The 16206-nt window shown below is 45.9% G+C and carries 14 protein-coding genes and 1 other annotated feature; of the genes, 12 read left to right on the top strand and 2 right to left on the bottom strand.

The window, feature by feature from the left end:
• The first annotated feature begins 139 nt into the window (after positions 1 to 139).
• The 3 genes from QNI08_RS21735 (at position 140) to QNI08_RS21725 (ending at position 3850) form a co-directional block, all read left to right on the top strand.
• A complete protein-coding gene (locus tag QNI08_RS21735) occupies positions 140 to 1372 on the top strand; it encodes an MFS transporter (protein WP_285769441.1) in 1233 nt (410 codons plus the stop codon).
• Positions 1369 to 2796, top strand: a complete 1428-nt coding sequence (locus QNI08_RS21730; protein ID WP_285769440.1) for a M20 family metallopeptidase — start codon at positions 1369 to 1371, stop codon at positions 2794 to 2796. Before QNI08_RS21735 ends, QNI08_RS21730 begins: the two co-directional genes overlap by 4 nt.
• A 157-nt stretch (positions 2797 to 2953) precedes the next feature.
• Complete coding sequence (locus tag QNI08_RS21725) at positions 2954 to 3850, top strand: DMT family transporter (protein WP_285769439.1); 897 nt, start codon at positions 2954 to 2956, stop codon at positions 3848 to 3850.
• 9 nt (positions 3851 to 3859) lie between these two features.
• Here QNI08_RS21725 and QNI08_RS21720 read toward each other — a convergent pair whose 3' ends face one another.
• The gene (locus tag QNI08_RS21720; protein ID WP_285769438.1) at positions 3860 to 5350 is read right to left on the bottom strand and encodes a LysM peptidoglycan-binding domain-containing protein; all 1491 of its coding nucleotides are present in this window, start codon (positions 5348 to 5350) and stop codon (positions 3860 to 3862) included.
• Between the two features lie 1375 nt (positions 5351 to 6725).
• Here QNI08_RS21720 and desA point away from each other — a divergent pair.
• The 9 genes from desA (at position 6726) to hxlB (ending at position 16015) form a co-directional block, all read left to right on the top strand.
• Positions 6726 to 7757: a Delta(5) desaturase DesA gene (desA, locus tag QNI08_RS21715; RefSeq protein WP_285769437.1), complete on the top strand. Its 1032-nt coding sequence runs from the start codon at positions 6726 to 6728 to the stop codon at positions 7755 to 7757.
• 85 nt (positions 7758 to 7842) lie between these two features.
• Positions 7843 to 8352 (top strand): response regulator, encoded by a 510-nt coding sequence (locus tag QNI08_RS21710; RefSeq protein WP_285769462.1) that lies wholly within the window; start codon positions 7843 to 7845, stop codon positions 8350 to 8352.
• Positions 8353 to 8406: 54 nt separating this feature from the next.
• Positions 8407 to 8624: a binding site (T-box leader), on the top strand.
• Between the two features lie 34 nt (positions 8625 to 8658).
• A complete protein-coding gene (argS, locus tag QNI08_RS21705; RefSeq protein WP_483313809.1) occupies positions 8659 to 10338 on the top strand; it encodes an arginine--tRNA ligase in 1680 nt (559 codons plus the stop codon).
• Positions 10339 to 10727: 389 nt separating this feature from the next.
• Positions 10728 to 11765 carry a LacI family DNA-binding transcriptional regulator gene (locus QNI08_RS21700; RefSeq protein WP_285769435.1) on the top strand — a complete coding sequence of 346 codons (1038 nt, stop codon included), beginning with the start codon at positions 10728 to 10730 and terminating at the stop codon, positions 11763 to 11765.
• 73 nt (positions 11766 to 11838) lie between these two features.
• Complete coding sequence (locus QNI08_RS21695; RefSeq protein ID WP_285769434.1) at positions 11839 to 12609, top strand: sugar phosphate isomerase/epimerase family protein; 771 nt, start codon at positions 11839 to 11841, stop codon at positions 12607 to 12609.
• Positions 12596 to 13552 (top strand): sugar kinase, encoded by a 957-nt coding sequence (locus QNI08_RS21690; protein ID WP_285769433.1) that lies wholly within the window; start codon positions 12596 to 12598, stop codon positions 13550 to 13552. The genes QNI08_RS21695 and QNI08_RS21690 overlap by 14 nt, the downstream gene beginning before the upstream one ends.
• Positions 13549 to 14838, top strand: coding sequence for an MFS transporter (locus QNI08_RS21685; protein WP_285769432.1), 1290 nt, complete (start codon positions 13549 to 13551; stop codon positions 14836 to 14838). Before QNI08_RS21690 ends, QNI08_RS21685 begins: the two co-directional genes overlap by 4 nt.
• Complete coding sequence (gene hxlA / locus QNI08_RS21680) at positions 14838 to 15467, top strand: 3-hexulose-6-phosphate synthase (RefSeq protein WP_285769461.1); 630 nt, start codon at positions 14838 to 14840, stop codon at positions 15465 to 15467. The genes QNI08_RS21685 and hxlA overlap by 1 nt, the downstream gene beginning before the upstream one ends.
• Positions 15464 to 16015: a 6-phospho-3-hexuloisomerase gene (hxlB, locus tag QNI08_RS21675; RefSeq protein WP_285769431.1), complete on the top strand. Its 552-nt coding sequence runs from the start codon at positions 15464 to 15466 to the stop codon at positions 16013 to 16015. Before hxlA ends, hxlB begins: the two co-directional genes overlap by 4 nt.
• Before the next feature lie 112 nt (positions 16016 to 16127).
• Here hxlB and QNI08_RS21670 read toward each other — a convergent pair.
• Positions 16128 to 16206: hypothetical protein (locus QNI08_RS21670; protein WP_285766757.1), on the bottom strand; the 79-nt coding region annotated here is incomplete at its 5' end.

The following is a 16206-nucleotide window of genomic DNA, read 5'->3' as shown; positions in this document are numbered from 1 at the left end:
GCCTTCGATAAATATCCTCTCCTTGCATTGTAGGAATCTACATTGATAGTAGCATTTTAATGGATAAGTAAACATTGTTAGAAAGTTCTGACTATTATAAAGTTATAGTAGTTTATAAAAGAATGGAAGGGGAGAAGGCATGGGCGCAAGGGGAAATGTAAAGTATGGCATCATCGCCATCCTTTTTTTAGGATGGTCGCTTGGGAACTTTGATCGGTTTATCATGAACTATGCCATTCTTGGGATTTCAGAGGATTTTCAGTTAACGGCATCAGCAACGGGGATTGTTTTAAGCAGTTTTTTTGCTGGTTATGCATTGATGCAAATTCCAGGCGGCTGGCTTGCCGATAAGTTCGGGTATCGAAAGGTATTGATCATTGCCGTGTTATTATGGTCAATCTTTACGTTTTTTACGGGCTCGGCCTGGTCATTCTGGTCACTCATTCTGATCCGTTTTTTGTTTGGATTAGGGGAAGGCAGTTATTTTCCGGCTGCATCGAAAGGGATCGCGAATTGGTTTCCGAGAAATGAACGAAGTAAAGCGATGTCGATCATGCTTACATCCGGTACAATCATGGGCGTCGTTTCTCCGATCATAGGCACGATGCTGATGCAAAGCATTGGCTGGAGGATGATTTTTTATATGGTCGGCGGAATCGGCATCTTCATTGCGCTGTTGTTTTATTTCTTCCTGCATGAACAAAACCAAGCAAAAACAGCAAAGCCCGTGCCTCCAACAAAGTCACCATTAAGGGATGTATTGAAAACGCCGATGATTTGGAATTTATTCATCTCCTATTTCAGCATTTATGCGATCAACTGGGGCTTGTCGGCGTGGATGCCTACGTATTTATTGAATGTAAAAGGCTTGGACTTAACGAGCGTTGGCGTTTTTTCAGCCATCCCGGCTTTTGCGGGAATCATCGCCATGCTGGCAAGCGGGTATATTTTAGATCGATTGCCGGAAGGAAAAGACAAGCTCCTGGCCGCGGTTTTTGGTTTGCTGACGGCAATATCCCTATACTTGATGGCGTTTGCGCCTTCCATTGCGATGTTCGTCGTATATCAAAGCATAGTCATGATGTTATTATCCTTTAATATTATCTTAATCACGACCGTTCCTTTGAAAATCCTTCCTGAACAAGTGGTTGGAACGGCTAATGGCTTCATCAATACCGGGGCCCAGTTTGCGGGTGTACTGACGCCGATGCTCATTGGTTTCCTCGTCGATTTCTTTGGCGGTTCGTACAATGCGGCCTTCATCATGCTCATTTGTTTTGCATTGCTTTGCTCCATCGCGCTTTTCCTTATCAGGCCAAAAACTCAAGTGGTTCAAACTAAATTAACTGGAGAATCGAGGTTAACCGAATGAACATGACCGATGAAATTTCTAAGCTGATCGAGACTAAAAGTAATAGGTACAAACAATTAAGTGATCAAATATGGGAATATGCCGAGATCAGGTTTGAAGAGTTTTGTTCGGCGGATTTGTTATGCGAAACACTGGAAATTGAAGGGTTTGCCGTGGAACGGGGCATTGCGGGTCTGGAAACAGGTTTTGTCGGCAGCTATGGAAACGGCGGGCCGGTCATCGCTTTATTGGGGGAATACGATGCACTGGCAGGCTTAAGTCAACGGGCTGGCAGTGAGACGTATCAACCGATCTTACAAAACGGAAATGGTCATGGCTGCGGGCATAACCTTCTCGGTGTCGGCTCGATTGCAGCCGCTATCGCGATTAAAGATTATCTGAAGGAGCATGATTTGAAAGGGACCGTGCAATACTTCGGCTGTCCTGCAGAAGAAAGCGGGTATGGGAAGTCATTCATGGCAAGGGAAGGTCTTTTTCGTGAAGTCGACCTTGCATTATCATGGCATCCAAGCACCGTGAATGCTGTCATGCACGTTTATTCCAATGCCGTCATCCATGCCCATTTTACGTTCAAGGGCCGGAGTGCACATGCGGCTGCAGCGCCACATCTGGGCAGAAGTGCACTTGATGCCGTAGAACTGATGAATGTGAGTGTGAATTATTTGCGAGAGCATATGGTGGATGAAGCGCGCATTCATTATGCGGTTACGAATACCGGCGGCGTGGCACCGAATGTGGTCCAGGCAGAAGCGGAGGTCACTTATTTAATACGTGCGCCTAAACCGGAGCAAGTGAAAAAACTTTATCAGCGGGTGGTGGATTGTGCAAAGGGTGCGACATGGATGACAGAAACGAATGTCGAGGTGCAGATCGAGGGGTCTTGCCATAATTTGATCCCGAATAGGACGTTGGAAAAAATCATGCAGCAGCATATGGAGGAGCTTGGCTTTCCTGAAATCACAGCCGAGGAATTGGGGTTTGCCAAGGCCATGTATGATTCGCTGACCGAGGAAGAAAAACAAGGAGCGAAATCATCGGCAGGAAAAGAGCTGGGTAAACGGCTATCCGAGAAACCAATCGTCGATTTCGTTGCACCTTATTCAGGAAAGCTGGCATTTATGGGAGGCTCGACTGATGTGGCAGATGTCAGCTGGAATGTGCCGACTGCTCAATGCACAACCGCAACATGGGCGTTTGGCACGCCCTTTCACACCTGGCAGGTTGTCGCACAAGGCAAGCAATCATATGCACATAAAGCAACGCTCTTGGCAGCTAAAACGTTGGCAAGCACAGCCATATCAGCGCTGCTGAATCCTGAAATCATTGAAAGGGCCAAGCGGGAATTGAAGGAAAGACTGGATGGCGAAGTGTACGAAGCCTTGATACCAAAAGAACTGGAACCGCCTATCATGAGCAATCGATGAAGCTGGCTGCCCGCTATGGAACGGGCAGCTTTTTACGTTGCACCAGGAAGATCCTGACTGGGACGCCACAATTGAAGAAGCTGAAATGATATGCGCCCGTGACGGTTTGGCTGAAAAATGGTAGCATAAGCTAAACGAATAGATTAGGAGAGACTGCATGAATAGAATGGCCGTTCTTCAGCTGTCCGTGGCGATGGCGATTTTTGGTTCCGTCGGTTTCTTTTCCGAACGGACGGGACTTCCTGCATTGGAACTGGTTTTTGTTCGCTGTATCTGCGCAGCGATATTTTTAGGTGCAGCTTGGGTGGCTACAGGACATTTCAAAAGGGAGAAATGGGATGTCAGGGAGGGAATGTTGATCATTTCCTGCGCAGTGGCCAACTTGTTAAATTGGATATTCCTCTTTAAATCCTTTGAGCTGATTTCCGTGACCATTGCGATTTCACTTTATCATTTAGCCCCGATCATTGTGCTGATCATGGGGAGCTTCCTCTTCAGGGAGAAGCTGTCTTTTTTCTCGATCCTGGCCATATCCCTATGTTTCATCGGCACATTATTGATCATGGGGACGGATGGCTTTCAATCTTCTTCTCCTGAATGGGAAGGAATCATGTATGGAATCATTGCGGCGTTCTTCTATGCGGCAACGATGCTGTTAGGAAAGTCGATTACTAAGACGAGTGTGTATGCCACCACGTTCCTGCAAATGCTCATCGGTTTTTTAGTGCTGCTTCCGTTTGTCGATGTTCACGCGTACGCAACGCTGCATGCCCCGCAATGGTTTTATACGGTACTGACCGGCATCATCCATACTGGCGTCGTTTATCTTCTGTTTTTCAATAGCATTCGCCAGCTGCCTACAAATCTAGTATCGTTCATGGTGTTTGTCGATCCGGCAGTTGCGATCCTACTGGATATCCTGCTGACGGGATTTGTGCTGGATATGGTTCAAATCGTGGGCATTTCATTGATTTTTCTTGGAATGATTTATTCACTCAAGACGGCGAGGCCGATTGAAAATGAGGTCACGCAGAAAAGGCCCCACACCATGTGAGGCCTTTTTCTATTGATTGAAATGGTAAACATCCCAAATGTCAGGCGTTTCCGATCCGATGTACCAAGCGGATACACCGCCTAGTTGGTTTTGTCTAACAAGATCAAGACGGAGCTTCATCGAGTTTTGATCTTCCATCCAGATTTGATGCTTTTCCCCTTTGGATGTGTATTCGACGTAATTTTGTGAGGTGTTTTTATCCCAAACCTTTTTAAGCTTGTGAGCCGAAACGATCCGGTTGACCTCGGTCATGCTGCGGTCATGGCTTGTCACTTTACCGGTCAATGGATCGGTTACCCATTCCCGGGTATAAAATGGCACCGCCAGGATGATTTTATGGGCAGGTACGTCCTTCATCAACAGCCTGGTTCCTTCTTTGATCCAAGGCAACGAGGAAACCGACCCAGCCACTGGACTTCCGCCCCAATGTTCGTCATACCCCATGATGATGATATAATCCGCGATTTTGCCAAGTTCTTTCCTATCAAGGCTTTTGGACCAATACGGATCTTCATTCTCCCGGGTGACATCCACGGATATCGTGATCCCATGAGGTTTTAGCGCCTTTTTCAATTCGCTGATGAATAGGACAAAGTCTTTCTTGTTTTTCGGATCGATGTTTTCGAAATCCACATTGATCCCATCACTATTCGTTTTAACTAGCGAATCACACAAAGCGGCAACCAATTTCTGACGTTTTTTTGCATTGCCCAGTACGGAACCAGTTAAAGCGGGATCGAATTTATTGCCAATCAGCTGCCAAACCTGTTTTCCTTGTTTATGAGCGGCTTGGACATACTTTGTATCAACGGAAGCGGAAACGAAATGACCGGAATCCGTCAATGTATAGGAACGGGGAGATACTACATTCAAGTTGGGCTGTTTAAGCTGCTGGGTGTAGTTTTCCTGCGATCCATTATGTTTCCAGCCCATGACGATCCGCTTTTGCGCCTTCTTTGGGAAGGCTGATTTCTTGATCCAGCCCTTCTTACCGTCCAGCAATAAAATCTGGTGGTAATAATCGGGAATCTTCAATTTTTGCCCGACGTTAAGCGAAGTTGTCCGCAAGTTATTCAATTTTGTCAAATCACCCGCGGCTACCTCGTATTTATTCGAGATTTTCCACAATGTATCACCTGATACAACGGTATGTATCTTATATTTCTGAGGAATCTTCAGCTTTTGGCCAACGATGATATTGGAAGAGCTCAATTTGTTTTCTTTTTGTATAGCACTGATCGAAGCACCATATTGATTGGCTACCTTCCATAATGTGTTTCCAGGCTTTACTGTATGAATAATAGGCTTGGCCGAATCCCCGGCGACAGTCGAAATGACGGGAAAACGCTCGCCCTTCTTCAAGGTCTTAATTAAAGTGGAACCGAGTGCAGGAGAGCCATAAACCTTTGCATTGTCCGCTTTAACCGAGCCAACGTACAGGGCATTGCTTGCTGCCTTGCCACTGGCTGGAAAGAAACATATACAAAGAAGGCTTAACATAATAAGACATCCAAAGTGTTTTTTCACTATTATTCTATTCTCCTTAAATGTTGATCATTCACTAGTGTACTATGCAGGATCATCACAAAACACAGGTACATTGTGGAAAGAAGGAAAGAGAAATGGTGCAAAATCGTAGATAAAAAGCAGAAATTGCAGATAAAAGCATCAAAATCGTAGATAAAAAGCAGAAATCGCAGATAAAAGCATCAAACTCGTAGATAAAAAGCAGAAATCGCAGATAAAAGCATCAAACTCGTAGATAAAAAGCAGAAATCGCAGATAAAAGCATCAAACTCGTAGATAAAAAGCAGAAATTGCAGATAAAAGCATCAAACTCGTAGATAAAAAGCAGAAATTGCAGATAAAAGCATCAAACTCGTAGATAAAAAGCAGAAATCGCAGATAAAAGGTGCAATTCCGTAGATAAAAAGCAGATATCGCAGATAAAAGCATCAAACTCGTAGATAAAAAGCAGAAATTGCAGATAAAAGGTGCAATTCCGTAGATGAAAAGCGGAAACACAGATAAAAGCATCAAACTCGTAGATAAAAAGCAGAAATGTAGATAAAAGCATCAAACTCGTAGATAAAAAGCGGAAATGTAGATAAAAGGTGCAAAATCGTAGATAAAAAGCAGAAATTGCAGATAAAAGCATCAAACTCGTAGATAAAAAGCGGAAATGTAGATAAAAGGTGCAAAATCGTAGATAAAAAGCAGAAATTGCAGATAAAAGCATCAAACTCGTAGATAAAAAGCAGAAATTGCAGATAAAAGCATCAAACTCGTAGATAAAAAGCAGAAATGTAGATAAAAGGTGCAAAATCGTAGATAAAAAGCAGAAATCGCAGATAAAAGGTGCAAACTCGTAGTTAAAAAGCAGAAATCGCAGATAAAAGGTGCAAACTCGTAGATAAAAAGCAGAAATTGCAGATAAAAGCATCAAACTCGTAGATAAAAAGCAGATATCGCAGATAAAAGGTGCAATGCCGTAGATGAAAAGCGGAAACACAGATAAAAGCATCAAACTCGTAGATAAAAAGCAGATATCGCAGATAAAAGCATCAAAATCGTAGATAAAAAGCAGAAATTGCAGAAAAAGCATCAAATTCATAGACAAAAAACAAAATTCACAGTTAAAAGCTCCAAATTCGCAGAAAAAAGCAATACTGGCGGATTGATGCATCCTAATCGCAGGAAAGGAGGGCGGAACGGAGCTGAGGTTTCGCCGATTTTCGTTTGGAAAAGATGCGCAGTTGGAAAAATTCAGTATATGACATATGTCATCTGCTTGTCATGACACCTGGTACTAAAAATGTCCCTTTCCTTTTCTTATAATGAAATTACGACATATAAAGGGAAGTGCAATTGATTAATGACTATACAAAATACGAAGAATTTGAGAAAACAAATTGCTCCTTTTGAACAATCAACGACAAAGGAAAGTATCTGGCAGATCATCAATACAATCGGGCCGTTTGTTATTTTATGGTACCTTGCTTATATAAGCCTTTCCGTATCATATTGGTTGGCTTTGGTTCCGGCCATACTGGCTGCGGGCTTCCTGACACGGATATTCATCATTTTTCATGATTGTACCCATCATTCATTTTTCAAAAACCGCCGTGTAAATAGAATGGTCGGGACCTGTATGGGTGTTTTGACTTTGTTTCCTTTTGATCAATGGGGTCATGAGCATTCGGTCCATCACGCGACGAGCGGCAACTTGGATAAGCGGGGGACAGGCGATATTTGGACCCTTACGGTGAATGAATATTTGGCAGCGCCCCTTAGGCTTCGTTTGGCTTATCGTTTTTACCGCAATCCATTCGTGATGTTTGGCTTGGGTCCGATTTACGTTTTCCTTCTTAAAAACAGGTTCAACCGTAAAGGTGCTAGGAAGAAGGAAAAAATGAATACGTATTTGACGAATGCAATAATCGCCGTTTTAGTTGCATTGCTTTGCCTGGCAGTAGGCTGGCAGTCGTTCCTTCTGGTTCAAGGCACGATCTTCATGGTTTCAGGTTCAGTGGGTATTTGGCTGTTTTACGTCCAGCACACCTTCGAGGACTCTTATTTTGAAGAAAATGAGGAGTGGGAATATGTGCTGGCAGCAGTGGAGGGAAGTTCGTTTTATAAGCTTCCGAAATTGATGCAGTTCCTTACAGGGAATATCGGCTACCACCATGTGCATCATTTGAGTCCGAGGGTTCCTAACTATAAGTTGGAAATAGCCCACAATAATACGCAGCCTTTGGAGAACGTCCCGACGATCACGCTTGCAACAAGCCTGCAGTCGCTCCGTTTCCGCTTATGGGATGAAGAAAACAAGAATTTTGTTAGCTTTAAGGACATAAAATATGTAACGAAAAAAAGTGTCCCTGTTCAAGTGAAATCTGAACTATGACACAATGAATGAGTGCGGGCTCCCTTCATGATCCTTGGATTTGGGGGAGTCTTTGTTGGTTAATCGATCAGGGAGGGAACGTAAAGTGATTCGAATCGTGATTGCAGAGAATCAGGAAATGCTTTTGGAAGCGATCAGTTCTCTACTCGATCTTGAAGAAGATATAGAAATCGTCGGTCAGGCCAGCAATGGGGAGGAAGCGATTGCCCTTGTGCACCAATTGCATCCGGATGTCTGCATCATGGATATGGAGATGCCTGTCATGAGCGGGCTTGAGGCAGCGGAAGCTTTAAAGGCGATTGAATGCAAGGTGATCATTTTAACGACGTTCCGGCGGGAGGGTCATTTTCAACTAGCAAGAAAAGCCAAGGTAAGTGGTTATTTATTGAAGGATGACCCGAGTGACGAGCTGGCCTGCTCGATTCGGAGAATCATGGATGGCATGAGCATTTATTCGCCTGAGCTTACGGATGCTGCTTGCCATGCCGACGGTCAGGCTGAATCAGCGCCTGCGGTTTTGCCGCCTACCGCCATCGGGGCCGTAAGGAATTATTTGTCCACAATCAAGGATAAAATGAAGGCACCGACCGGCTAAGCGGATATTGACATGGTTAACCAAATTGTGTACGATGGATGAAATCATAATATTGAAAATTCGGTGATGAAGAGAGTAATCCATTGGAATTGGCAAGCGAGTCAGGGATGGTGCGAGCCTGGTGCAGGACGGATGGATGAAGCGCACTTTGGAGGAATTTCTTGAAACAGTAGTAGGGAATATCGGGGAGTCACCTCGTTAACAATGGAAAGTGGTCACAGGTTTGTGGCAACTAGAGTGGTACCACGGGAATCCATGCTCTCGTCTCTTATCAAGAGACGGGGGCTTTTTTGTTTAGGAGGGAAAATGTCGATGAATCAATCAATTGCAGCTTTACTTTCAACTGCATTAAACCATGAATGGACCGCAAGTGAAATCGAAAAAATGATTGAAAAGCCTAAAATGGCAGAGTTGGGGGATATGGCTTTTCCATGCTTTACGCTTGCCAAGAAATTGAGAAGGTCACCACAGTCGATCGCTTCAGAAGTGGCTGGGAGGTTAAGCGATGAAATGATCCGGGAAGTGCATGCAGTGTCGGGGTATGTCAATATCTTCGTCAATCAGCAATCGGTGACGGAAAATGTGCTGCAAGAAATATTACGTGAAAAGGAACAGTATGGATCGATGAAGTCTGTTAAGGAAAATGTCGTGATCGATTATTCCTCGCCGAATATTGCCAAGCCGTTTTCGATGGGGCATTTGCGCTCGACGGTGATTGGGAACGCATTGGCTAACCTAGCTGAAAAGAATGGCTACCAAGTCGTGCGGATCAATCATTTGGGGGATTGGGGCACGCAATTCGGCAAATTGATCGTTGCCTATAAGCTCTGGGGAGACAAAGCGGCGATCGAAGCTTCCCCGATTCAAGAATTATTGAAAATTTATGTGAAGTTCCATGCTGTTGCAGAAACGGATGAATCATTGAACGACCAAGCACGCGCAAGCTTCAAGGCGCTTGAAAATGGGGATGAAGAGTCGCTCGCCCTCTGGAAGTGGTTCAGGGATGCTTCGCTGAAGGAATTTGCTTTGATCTATGATGTATTGGGCATTCGTTTCGATTCTTTTGCAGGCGAAGCATTTTATAATGACAAAATGGATGCTGTCGTCAATCAACTCAAGGAAAAGAAATTGCTTACCCAATCGGAGGGCGCATTTGTCGTCGAGCTGGAGGATATGCCTCCTTGTCTGATCACGAAGACGGACGGGGCGACGCTTTATGCTACACGGGATTTAGCTGCGGCACTGTATCGCAAAAAACAGTATGATGCCAAGAAAACCTTTTATGTCGTCGGAAATGAACAATCCTTGCACTTTAAACAGCTTTTCCAGGTGATCGGGAAGATGGGATATGATTGGTCTTGTGACTTACAGCATGTCGCGTTTGGCATGATGCTGAAGGACGGCAAGAAAATGTCGACACGGAAAGGGAAGGTCGTACTGCTCGCGGATGTGCTGGATGAGGCCATCGAAACGGCGAAACGGAACATTGAAGAAAAAAACCAAGCGCTAAAGCAGAAGGAGCTGGTGGCGAAGCAGGTTGGTGTCGGAGCGGTGATCTTCAATGATCTAAAGAATCATCGGATGAATGATATCGATTTTTCATTGGAGCAAATGATGAATTTCGAGGGCGAAACGGGCCCGTATGTGCAATACACCCATGCAAGAATTTCATCCTTGCTTGAAAAGGGGCAATTCGAAGAGCGGGCCATCGAGTTTGATGCGCTAGGCGAATATGCCTGGCCCGTGATCCAGCTGCTTGAGCAGTTCCCGATCACTGTCCAAAAATCCTTTGAACAAGCCGATCCATCACAAATAGCCAAATTCAGCCTGCAGCTGGCACGTGCCTTCAATAAGTATTATGCACATACCAAGGTATTGGTCGATGATGAGTGGAAGCAAATGAAGCTCTCATTTGCTTCCTGCGTAGCGATCGTCTTGAAGGATGCGCTGCGATTATTGGGGATTTCAGCACCGAGCCAGATGTAAAATCATTCCAGGAAAGGAGCCGTTTTTTCAAAAAAATGGCTCCTTGATAGTTAGTTAAGGCGAAAAGTATCGCTCTGGGATTGTCCTTCGCCTAGGTGAAAATCGGTTAACGGATTTACAGTCCAAGCGAGCCGCCGACTATTAAATCTGCCCTAAGGTGTAATACTGGAATAATGAAAGTATCCTCCGATCGCAGCACCCAAACAGCTGATTGTCATGATCATCCATATAGAATATGTTCCTGTTATGCAGCATTAATAATATTTTTAATATAGGAATTTGAAAGTCCAGAAAAAAAGTTTGAAAAATATGGATTGACATTGATTGGTAATGTGTTACTATTTATAAAAATGGAACCGGTTCCAAAAATTCGCGAATGGATGAATGCAATGAATAAACGAGAAAGCTCAAAAGTGACAATTTACGACGTCGCTAGGGAAGCAGGTGTATCAAAGACATCGGTATCCCGCTATTTAGGCGGCAGGTATGACGAACTCTCTGACAAAACCCGCAAGAAAATCGAACGGGCGATCAGCCAGATGGAATACCGCCCGAACACCATGGCAAGAGGGCTGAAAAGCAATAAGAGCTATTTGATTGGCATCATCGTCGCGGATATCAATAATCCTTATACGACGGCCATCCTTCGGGGGGCTGAAGATATATGCAGCCAGAATGGCTATAATCTGATGATTTGCAACTCGGATAATAATCCGGAGAAGGAAAGAGGATATTTCGAAATGCTTTTATCCCATCGCATTGATGGTCTCATCCTTCATACGACTGGCGGGAATCACGACATGTTAATTCAGCTGCAGGAGCAGAAGACGCCGATCATCCTGCTGGATCGGAAGGTGCCTGATCTTGAAATCGATACGGTGGGATTGGATAATTTTCAGGCCACTTCACAGGCGGTCCATTTTCTCATCGATCAAAACTATGAACGAATCGCGTTTTTCAGCGAACCAGCAAGCAAGATCAGTACGAGGCATGAACGGAGGCTCTCGTTTCAGCAAACGCTGCTGAGCAGAAGCCACCCTAGTTCAAATGATGTTTATGAAGTGAATGTCGACGATTTACAAGATGTCGAAACCAAGCTCCTGCATTTTTTAGAGAAGTCGGAAGGAGCATCAAGGGCGATATTGACGGCAAATAGTGTGGTGTTATTAAAACTGATTTTGCTTTTACAAGAAAGGAAATTGTCGGTTCCGAAAGATTTGGCCATGATGGGCTTTGATAATCCAGAGTGGAGCACGATTGTTTATTCGGGCATATCAACGATTGAACAGCCGACCTATCAAATCGGGGTCGCTGCCATGGAAATGATCCTGCGCCGGATTGATGGCCAAGTGTCTCCAGCCCAGACAGTCGCCTATCAAGCCAAAATGAATATAAGGGAAACGACGCCATTCATACCAAAATCATAAGTCTTCCAAGGTTGAAGACTTTATTAACTCACGAAATGGTACCGATACCATTTCGAAGGGCAGGAGGAAGAATATGAACGTATTTGTATGCATGAACGCAATACCGACTGAAAGGCTCCAAGCGCTCGGACATCTTGAAATCATAAAACGTTTAGCAGCCGCTGGAGCTGATGGGATCGAAATCAGAAAAGAGCTTCTGACGGCGGAGGATTCGCTGGAAGAGCTGGGGGCCTTATGCCGGAAGCTTAACTTGGTCGCTTATTATTCTGCGCCTGAATTCCTGTTCGCATCCAATCACCAATTGAATGAACGGGGTTTCAAGCGATTGATAGGGGAAGCGCAGGAGCTGGGAGCTGTTTTGCTAAAGGTGCCTCTGGGATCCTACCATATCAAGGAAACCAATATGAGGTACGTGAATGAGCTATTATCGGAAAATTGGGCAAATGAGGGGCTGGCAATCACCATCGAGAACGATCAAACGCCTGGCGGCGGAAATCTACAGGCAATCACTGATTTCCTGGGCCGTTCCGCAGCGTTGGATACGCCGATTGGAATGACGTTTGATACAGGGAATTGGCTGTATACGGGCGAGGAGCCGTTACTGGCGGCACGAGAGCTGGCAGAATATGTCTCTTATGTTCATTTGAAGCAAGTGAAACGGGTCAATGAGGGGTGGGTGACCGAGCCGGTGGCAGTACCGCTGCTGCCGGAGGTAAATGAATTATTGGAAAAGTTTAACCGGAATTGTCCGGTAGCGATTGAATTTCCGATCACTTTGGAAAATGCAGCGACGTATATTTCACTCATGAAAATCGAACAGGAGGTCAGCCATGAACGAGCTTAAAGTACTGACGATGGGAGAGGCAATGGCAATGTTCATTGCCGAAGAACCGGGCAGCCTCGATGAATGCATGCGTTATAAGCGGTTTGTGGCAGGAGCCGAGGTCAATGTAGCGATCGGCCTGTCAAGGTTAGGGATCAAAACGGCATGGATGAGCAAGGTCGGGGCCGATTCGTTCGGACGGATGATTTTGAAAACGCTAACAAACGAAGACGTGGATGTTTCCCACGTATTAACGGATCCTGAGCATCCAACAGGCTTTCAGCTGAAATCAAAAGTCGAGAAGGGAGATCCGGTCGTTGAATATTACAGGAGAAATTCGAGTGCCAGCAAGATTTCCTTGAAGGATTTTCCGCTGGAGCAGCTTCCGGTGACCCAGCATCTGCATGTAACCGGGATACCAGCTGCCATCTCCGGCAGTTTCAGGGAGTTGTCATGGCAGGTCTTGAATGATCTGAAACAAAAGGGAGTTACTGTATCATTCGATCCGAATCTCCGGCCGACATTGTGGTCGAGTGAACGGGAAATGATCGATATCGTCAATAGGTTTGCAAGGGAAGCGGATTGGCTGCTTCCCGGAATCAAGGAAGGCGCAATCCTTACAGGCTACAGCAGGAAGGAGGATATCGCCAGTTATTATCTCGATCAAGGGGTTAAGCTTGTGGTGATCAAGCTTGGCGAAGAGGGCGCCTATATGGCAACTGAAAAGGAAAGGAAGGATGTAGCGGGCTTTGCCGTTACGGAGGTCAAAGATACGGTGGGCGCAGGAGATGGCTTTGCCGTCGGGGTAATAAGCGCCTTATTGGAAGGGAAATCGTATGAAGAAGCGGTGGTACGGGGAAATGCGATAGGAGCGAAAGCCGTGATGTCATCTGGAGATCATGAGGGTCTTCCGGATCGGGCAGAGCTGGAACACTTTATGAGAAAAGGAGTGCTTCAATCATGAAAACCTCTCAATTGCAGGTAGCTTCGCGAAAAAGGTGGATGAGATTGATCCCGTTGGTGTTCATCACATATAGTCTTGCTTATCTTGACAGGGCCAATTATGGCTTTGGCGTAGCAGGCGGGATGGGAGAGGACCTTAACATCACAGCTGGTGTGTCGTCTTTCCTGGCTGCGCTGTTTTTCCTTGGGTATTTCTTTTTCCAAGTGCCAGGTGCACACTATGCTGAAAAGAAAAGCGCGAAAAAGCTTATTTTCTGGAGCTTGATCCTATGGGGAGGGCTTGCGACCTTGACGGGCATGGCGACAAGCGTGGGCTGGCTGTATCCGATCCGCTTCTTGCTCGGGGTCGTTGAAAGCGCTGTTATGCCTGCTATGCTCGTTTTCCTCAGCCACTGGTTTTTAAAAGAAGAACGTTCCCGGGCCAACACTTTTTTAATCCTGGGGAATCCCGTTACCGTTTTATGGATGTCGATCCTTTCCGGCTACCTGCTGAAGGCATTCGATTGGAGATGGCTATTCATCATTGAAGGACTGCCTGCAGTGCTTTGGGCATTCATCTGGTATAAGGTCGTCAATGATCGTCCTAAAGATGCCAAGTGGCTGACCGCCCAGGAGAAAAAAGATATGGAAGCAGTGCTTCAAGCAGAACAGGCCGCTTTAAAACCGGTGAAAAATTATCGGGAGGCATTCAAGTCGAGACAGGTCGTCATACTCAGCATCCAATACTTCATGTGGAGCATCGGGGTATATGGCTTCGTCATGTGGCTGCCGTCCATCATCAAGCAGGCATCGAATCTGGATATTGTCGCGACCGGCTGGCTTTCATCGGGCCCTTATCTGTTGGCGGTCATTGCGATGCTGGCGCTATCCTACTTCTCGGATAAAACATTAAACCGGAAAACCTTCGTCTGGGCAGCGCTGCTCGTCGGGGCAATCGCGTTTTTTGGCTCCTTCATGATCGGAACCGCAAATTTCTGGCTTTCCTACGCATTATTGGTCATTGCCGGCGGTGCGATGTATGCCCCTTATGGCCCGTTTTTTGCCATCATTCCGGAAATCCTTCCAAGGAATGTCGCTGGAGGGGCAATGGCCCTGATCAATAGCATGGGTGCGCTAGGCTCATTTGTAGGTGCTTACTTCGTCGGATATTTAAACGGCTTGACTGGCGGGCCTGGAGCATCGTATGTATTCATGGCCGGATCTTTATTGATCTCCGCGATACTGACGTTGATGGTCAAAAAGCCAGTAATTACCGCAGCCAAACCCGTGGAGGTGGTCACGTCTTGATGATACAGCTGGCATTGGACAGGATGAATATGGACGAAGCCATTGAAATGGCTCGTACCGTGGAGTCATCGATAGACTGGATTGAAGTGGGGACCTCCTTGATTAAAGAGTTCGGCATGAATAGCGTCAAACAAATGAGCGCGCACTTTCCTGATAAAAAAATCGTAGCTGACATGAAGACGATTGATAATGCGGCATACGAAATGGAGCTTTGCTTTCAAAACGGTGCCGATATAGCAACGGTGATGGGTGCGGCATCGGATGTAACGATCCAAGCATGTTTGGAAAAGGCACGTGAATACAAAAAGCAGATCATGATTGATTTGCTGAATGTGTCCGATACCCGGCTTGAACAATTACAGATTTACGATCAGGCCATTTTCTGTGAGCATGTAAGCAAGGATAGCCAGGAGAATGGGGGGCAAGCCTTGATCCACATGAGGCAGCACGCTGGATCGATGAGGGCGGCTGCTGGAGGAATCACCCTCACCTCGTTGCCCGCAATGATTGCCGATCGGCTCGATGTCCTGATCATCGGCTCGGCGATTACAAAAGCGAAGCAGCCAGCGCACGCTGCCAGACGTTTCAAGGAAGCGATCAATATAAAGAAGGACGTGAATTCGTTATGAAAACGGAAATCGCCACTATTTTATCGGAAGTGAACGGAGTATTCCGCAATATGGATGAAGCTGCAACGGACTTGCTCGTAAAGAGTTTACAGCCGGATCAAAGGATATTTATCACGGGGGAGGGAAGGTCGGGCTTCATGGCTAAAGCCTTCGCGATGCGATTGATGCATCTAGGCTTGAACGTATATGCGGTCGGGGAGACGATAACGCCTGCGATTGCCAAAGGCGACCTGATCATAGCCATCAGCGGGAGCGGCATGACGAAAGGCGTGATTTCGACCGCCGCGAAAGGCAGGGAAATCGGCTGTAAGGTGTTCGCCATCACGACGAATGACCAATCCGGGTTAGCGAAGGTGTCTCATGAGGTTGTGGTGATCCCCGCTGCCACGAAAAACCGCTTGATGCATGAAACGAAAAGCGTTCAGCCGCTAAGCTCGTTATTTGATCAATGCGTACATGTTTTGTGTGATGCCGTATGCCTGGATTATTCATTGTCCCAGTCCATCAGCCACGAACTGACTTATGCCAAGCATAGTAATATAGAGTGAAAATCAGGCGGGCCCTTTCGCAGGGCCTGTCTTTTTAACCGAAAAAAAGCCCTTCATCCCCAGAATCGGGAATAAAGGGCTTGTACCGCGGATGCGGCATATATGCACGGAATTAATAGGCTAAGCTATATAGCGCTTTGATGTGTGATAGGTAGCGGATATTGCTCGCTTCCTTCATCAATGTAGCCGGC

It is taken from the genome of Peribacillus folii (genome assembly GCF_030271255.1).
Lineage (GTDB): Bacteria > Bacillota > Bacilli > Bacillales > DSM-1321 > Peribacillus.
Note: the sequence above shows the minus strand (reverse complement) of the source record. Positions and strands in the feature narration are given on the sequence as shown.

Coding starts and splice junctions, on each gene's coding strand:
- QNI08_RS21735 (WP_285769441.1), top strand. CDS start 140: ATGGGCGCAAGGGGAAATGTAAAGTATGGCATCATCGCCATCCTTTTT.
- QNI08_RS21730 (WP_285769440.1), top strand. CDS start 1,369: ATGAACATGACCGATGAAATTTCTAAGCTGATCGAGACTAAAAGTAAT.
- QNI08_RS21725 (WP_285769439.1), top strand. CDS start 2,954: ATGAATAGAATGGCCGTTCTTCAGCTGTCCGTGGCGATGGCGATTTTT.
- QNI08_RS21720 (WP_285769438.1), bottom strand. CDS start 5,350: ATGTTAAGCCTTCTTTGTATATGTTTCTTTCCAGCCAGTGGCAAGGCA.
- desA (WP_285769437.1), top strand. CDS start 6,726: ATGACTATACAAAATACGAAGAATTTGAGAAAACAAATTGCTCCTTTT.
- argS (WP_483313809.1), top strand. CDS start 8,659: ATGTCGATGAATCAATCAATTGCAGCTTTACTTTCAACTGCATTAAAC.
- QNI08_RS21700 (WP_285769435.1), top strand. CDS start 10,728: ATGAATAAACGAGAAAGCTCAAAAGTGACAATTTACGACGTCGCTAGG.
- QNI08_RS21695 (WP_285769434.1), top strand. CDS start 11,839: ATGAACGTATTTGTATGCATGAACGCAATACCGACTGAAAGGCTCCAA.
- QNI08_RS21690 (WP_285769433.1), top strand. CDS start 12,596: ATGAACGAGCTTAAAGTACTGACGATGGGAGAGGCAATGGCAATGTTC.
- QNI08_RS21685 (WP_285769432.1), top strand. CDS start 13,549: ATGAAAACCTCTCAATTGCAGGTAGCTTCGCGAAAAAGGTGGATGAGA.
- hxlA (WP_285769461.1), top strand. CDS start 14,838: ATGATACAGCTGGCATTGGACAGGATGAATATGGACGAAGCCATTGAA.
- hxlB (WP_285769431.1), top strand. CDS start 15,464: ATGAAAACGGAAATCGCCACTATTTTATCGGAAGTGAACGGAGTATTC.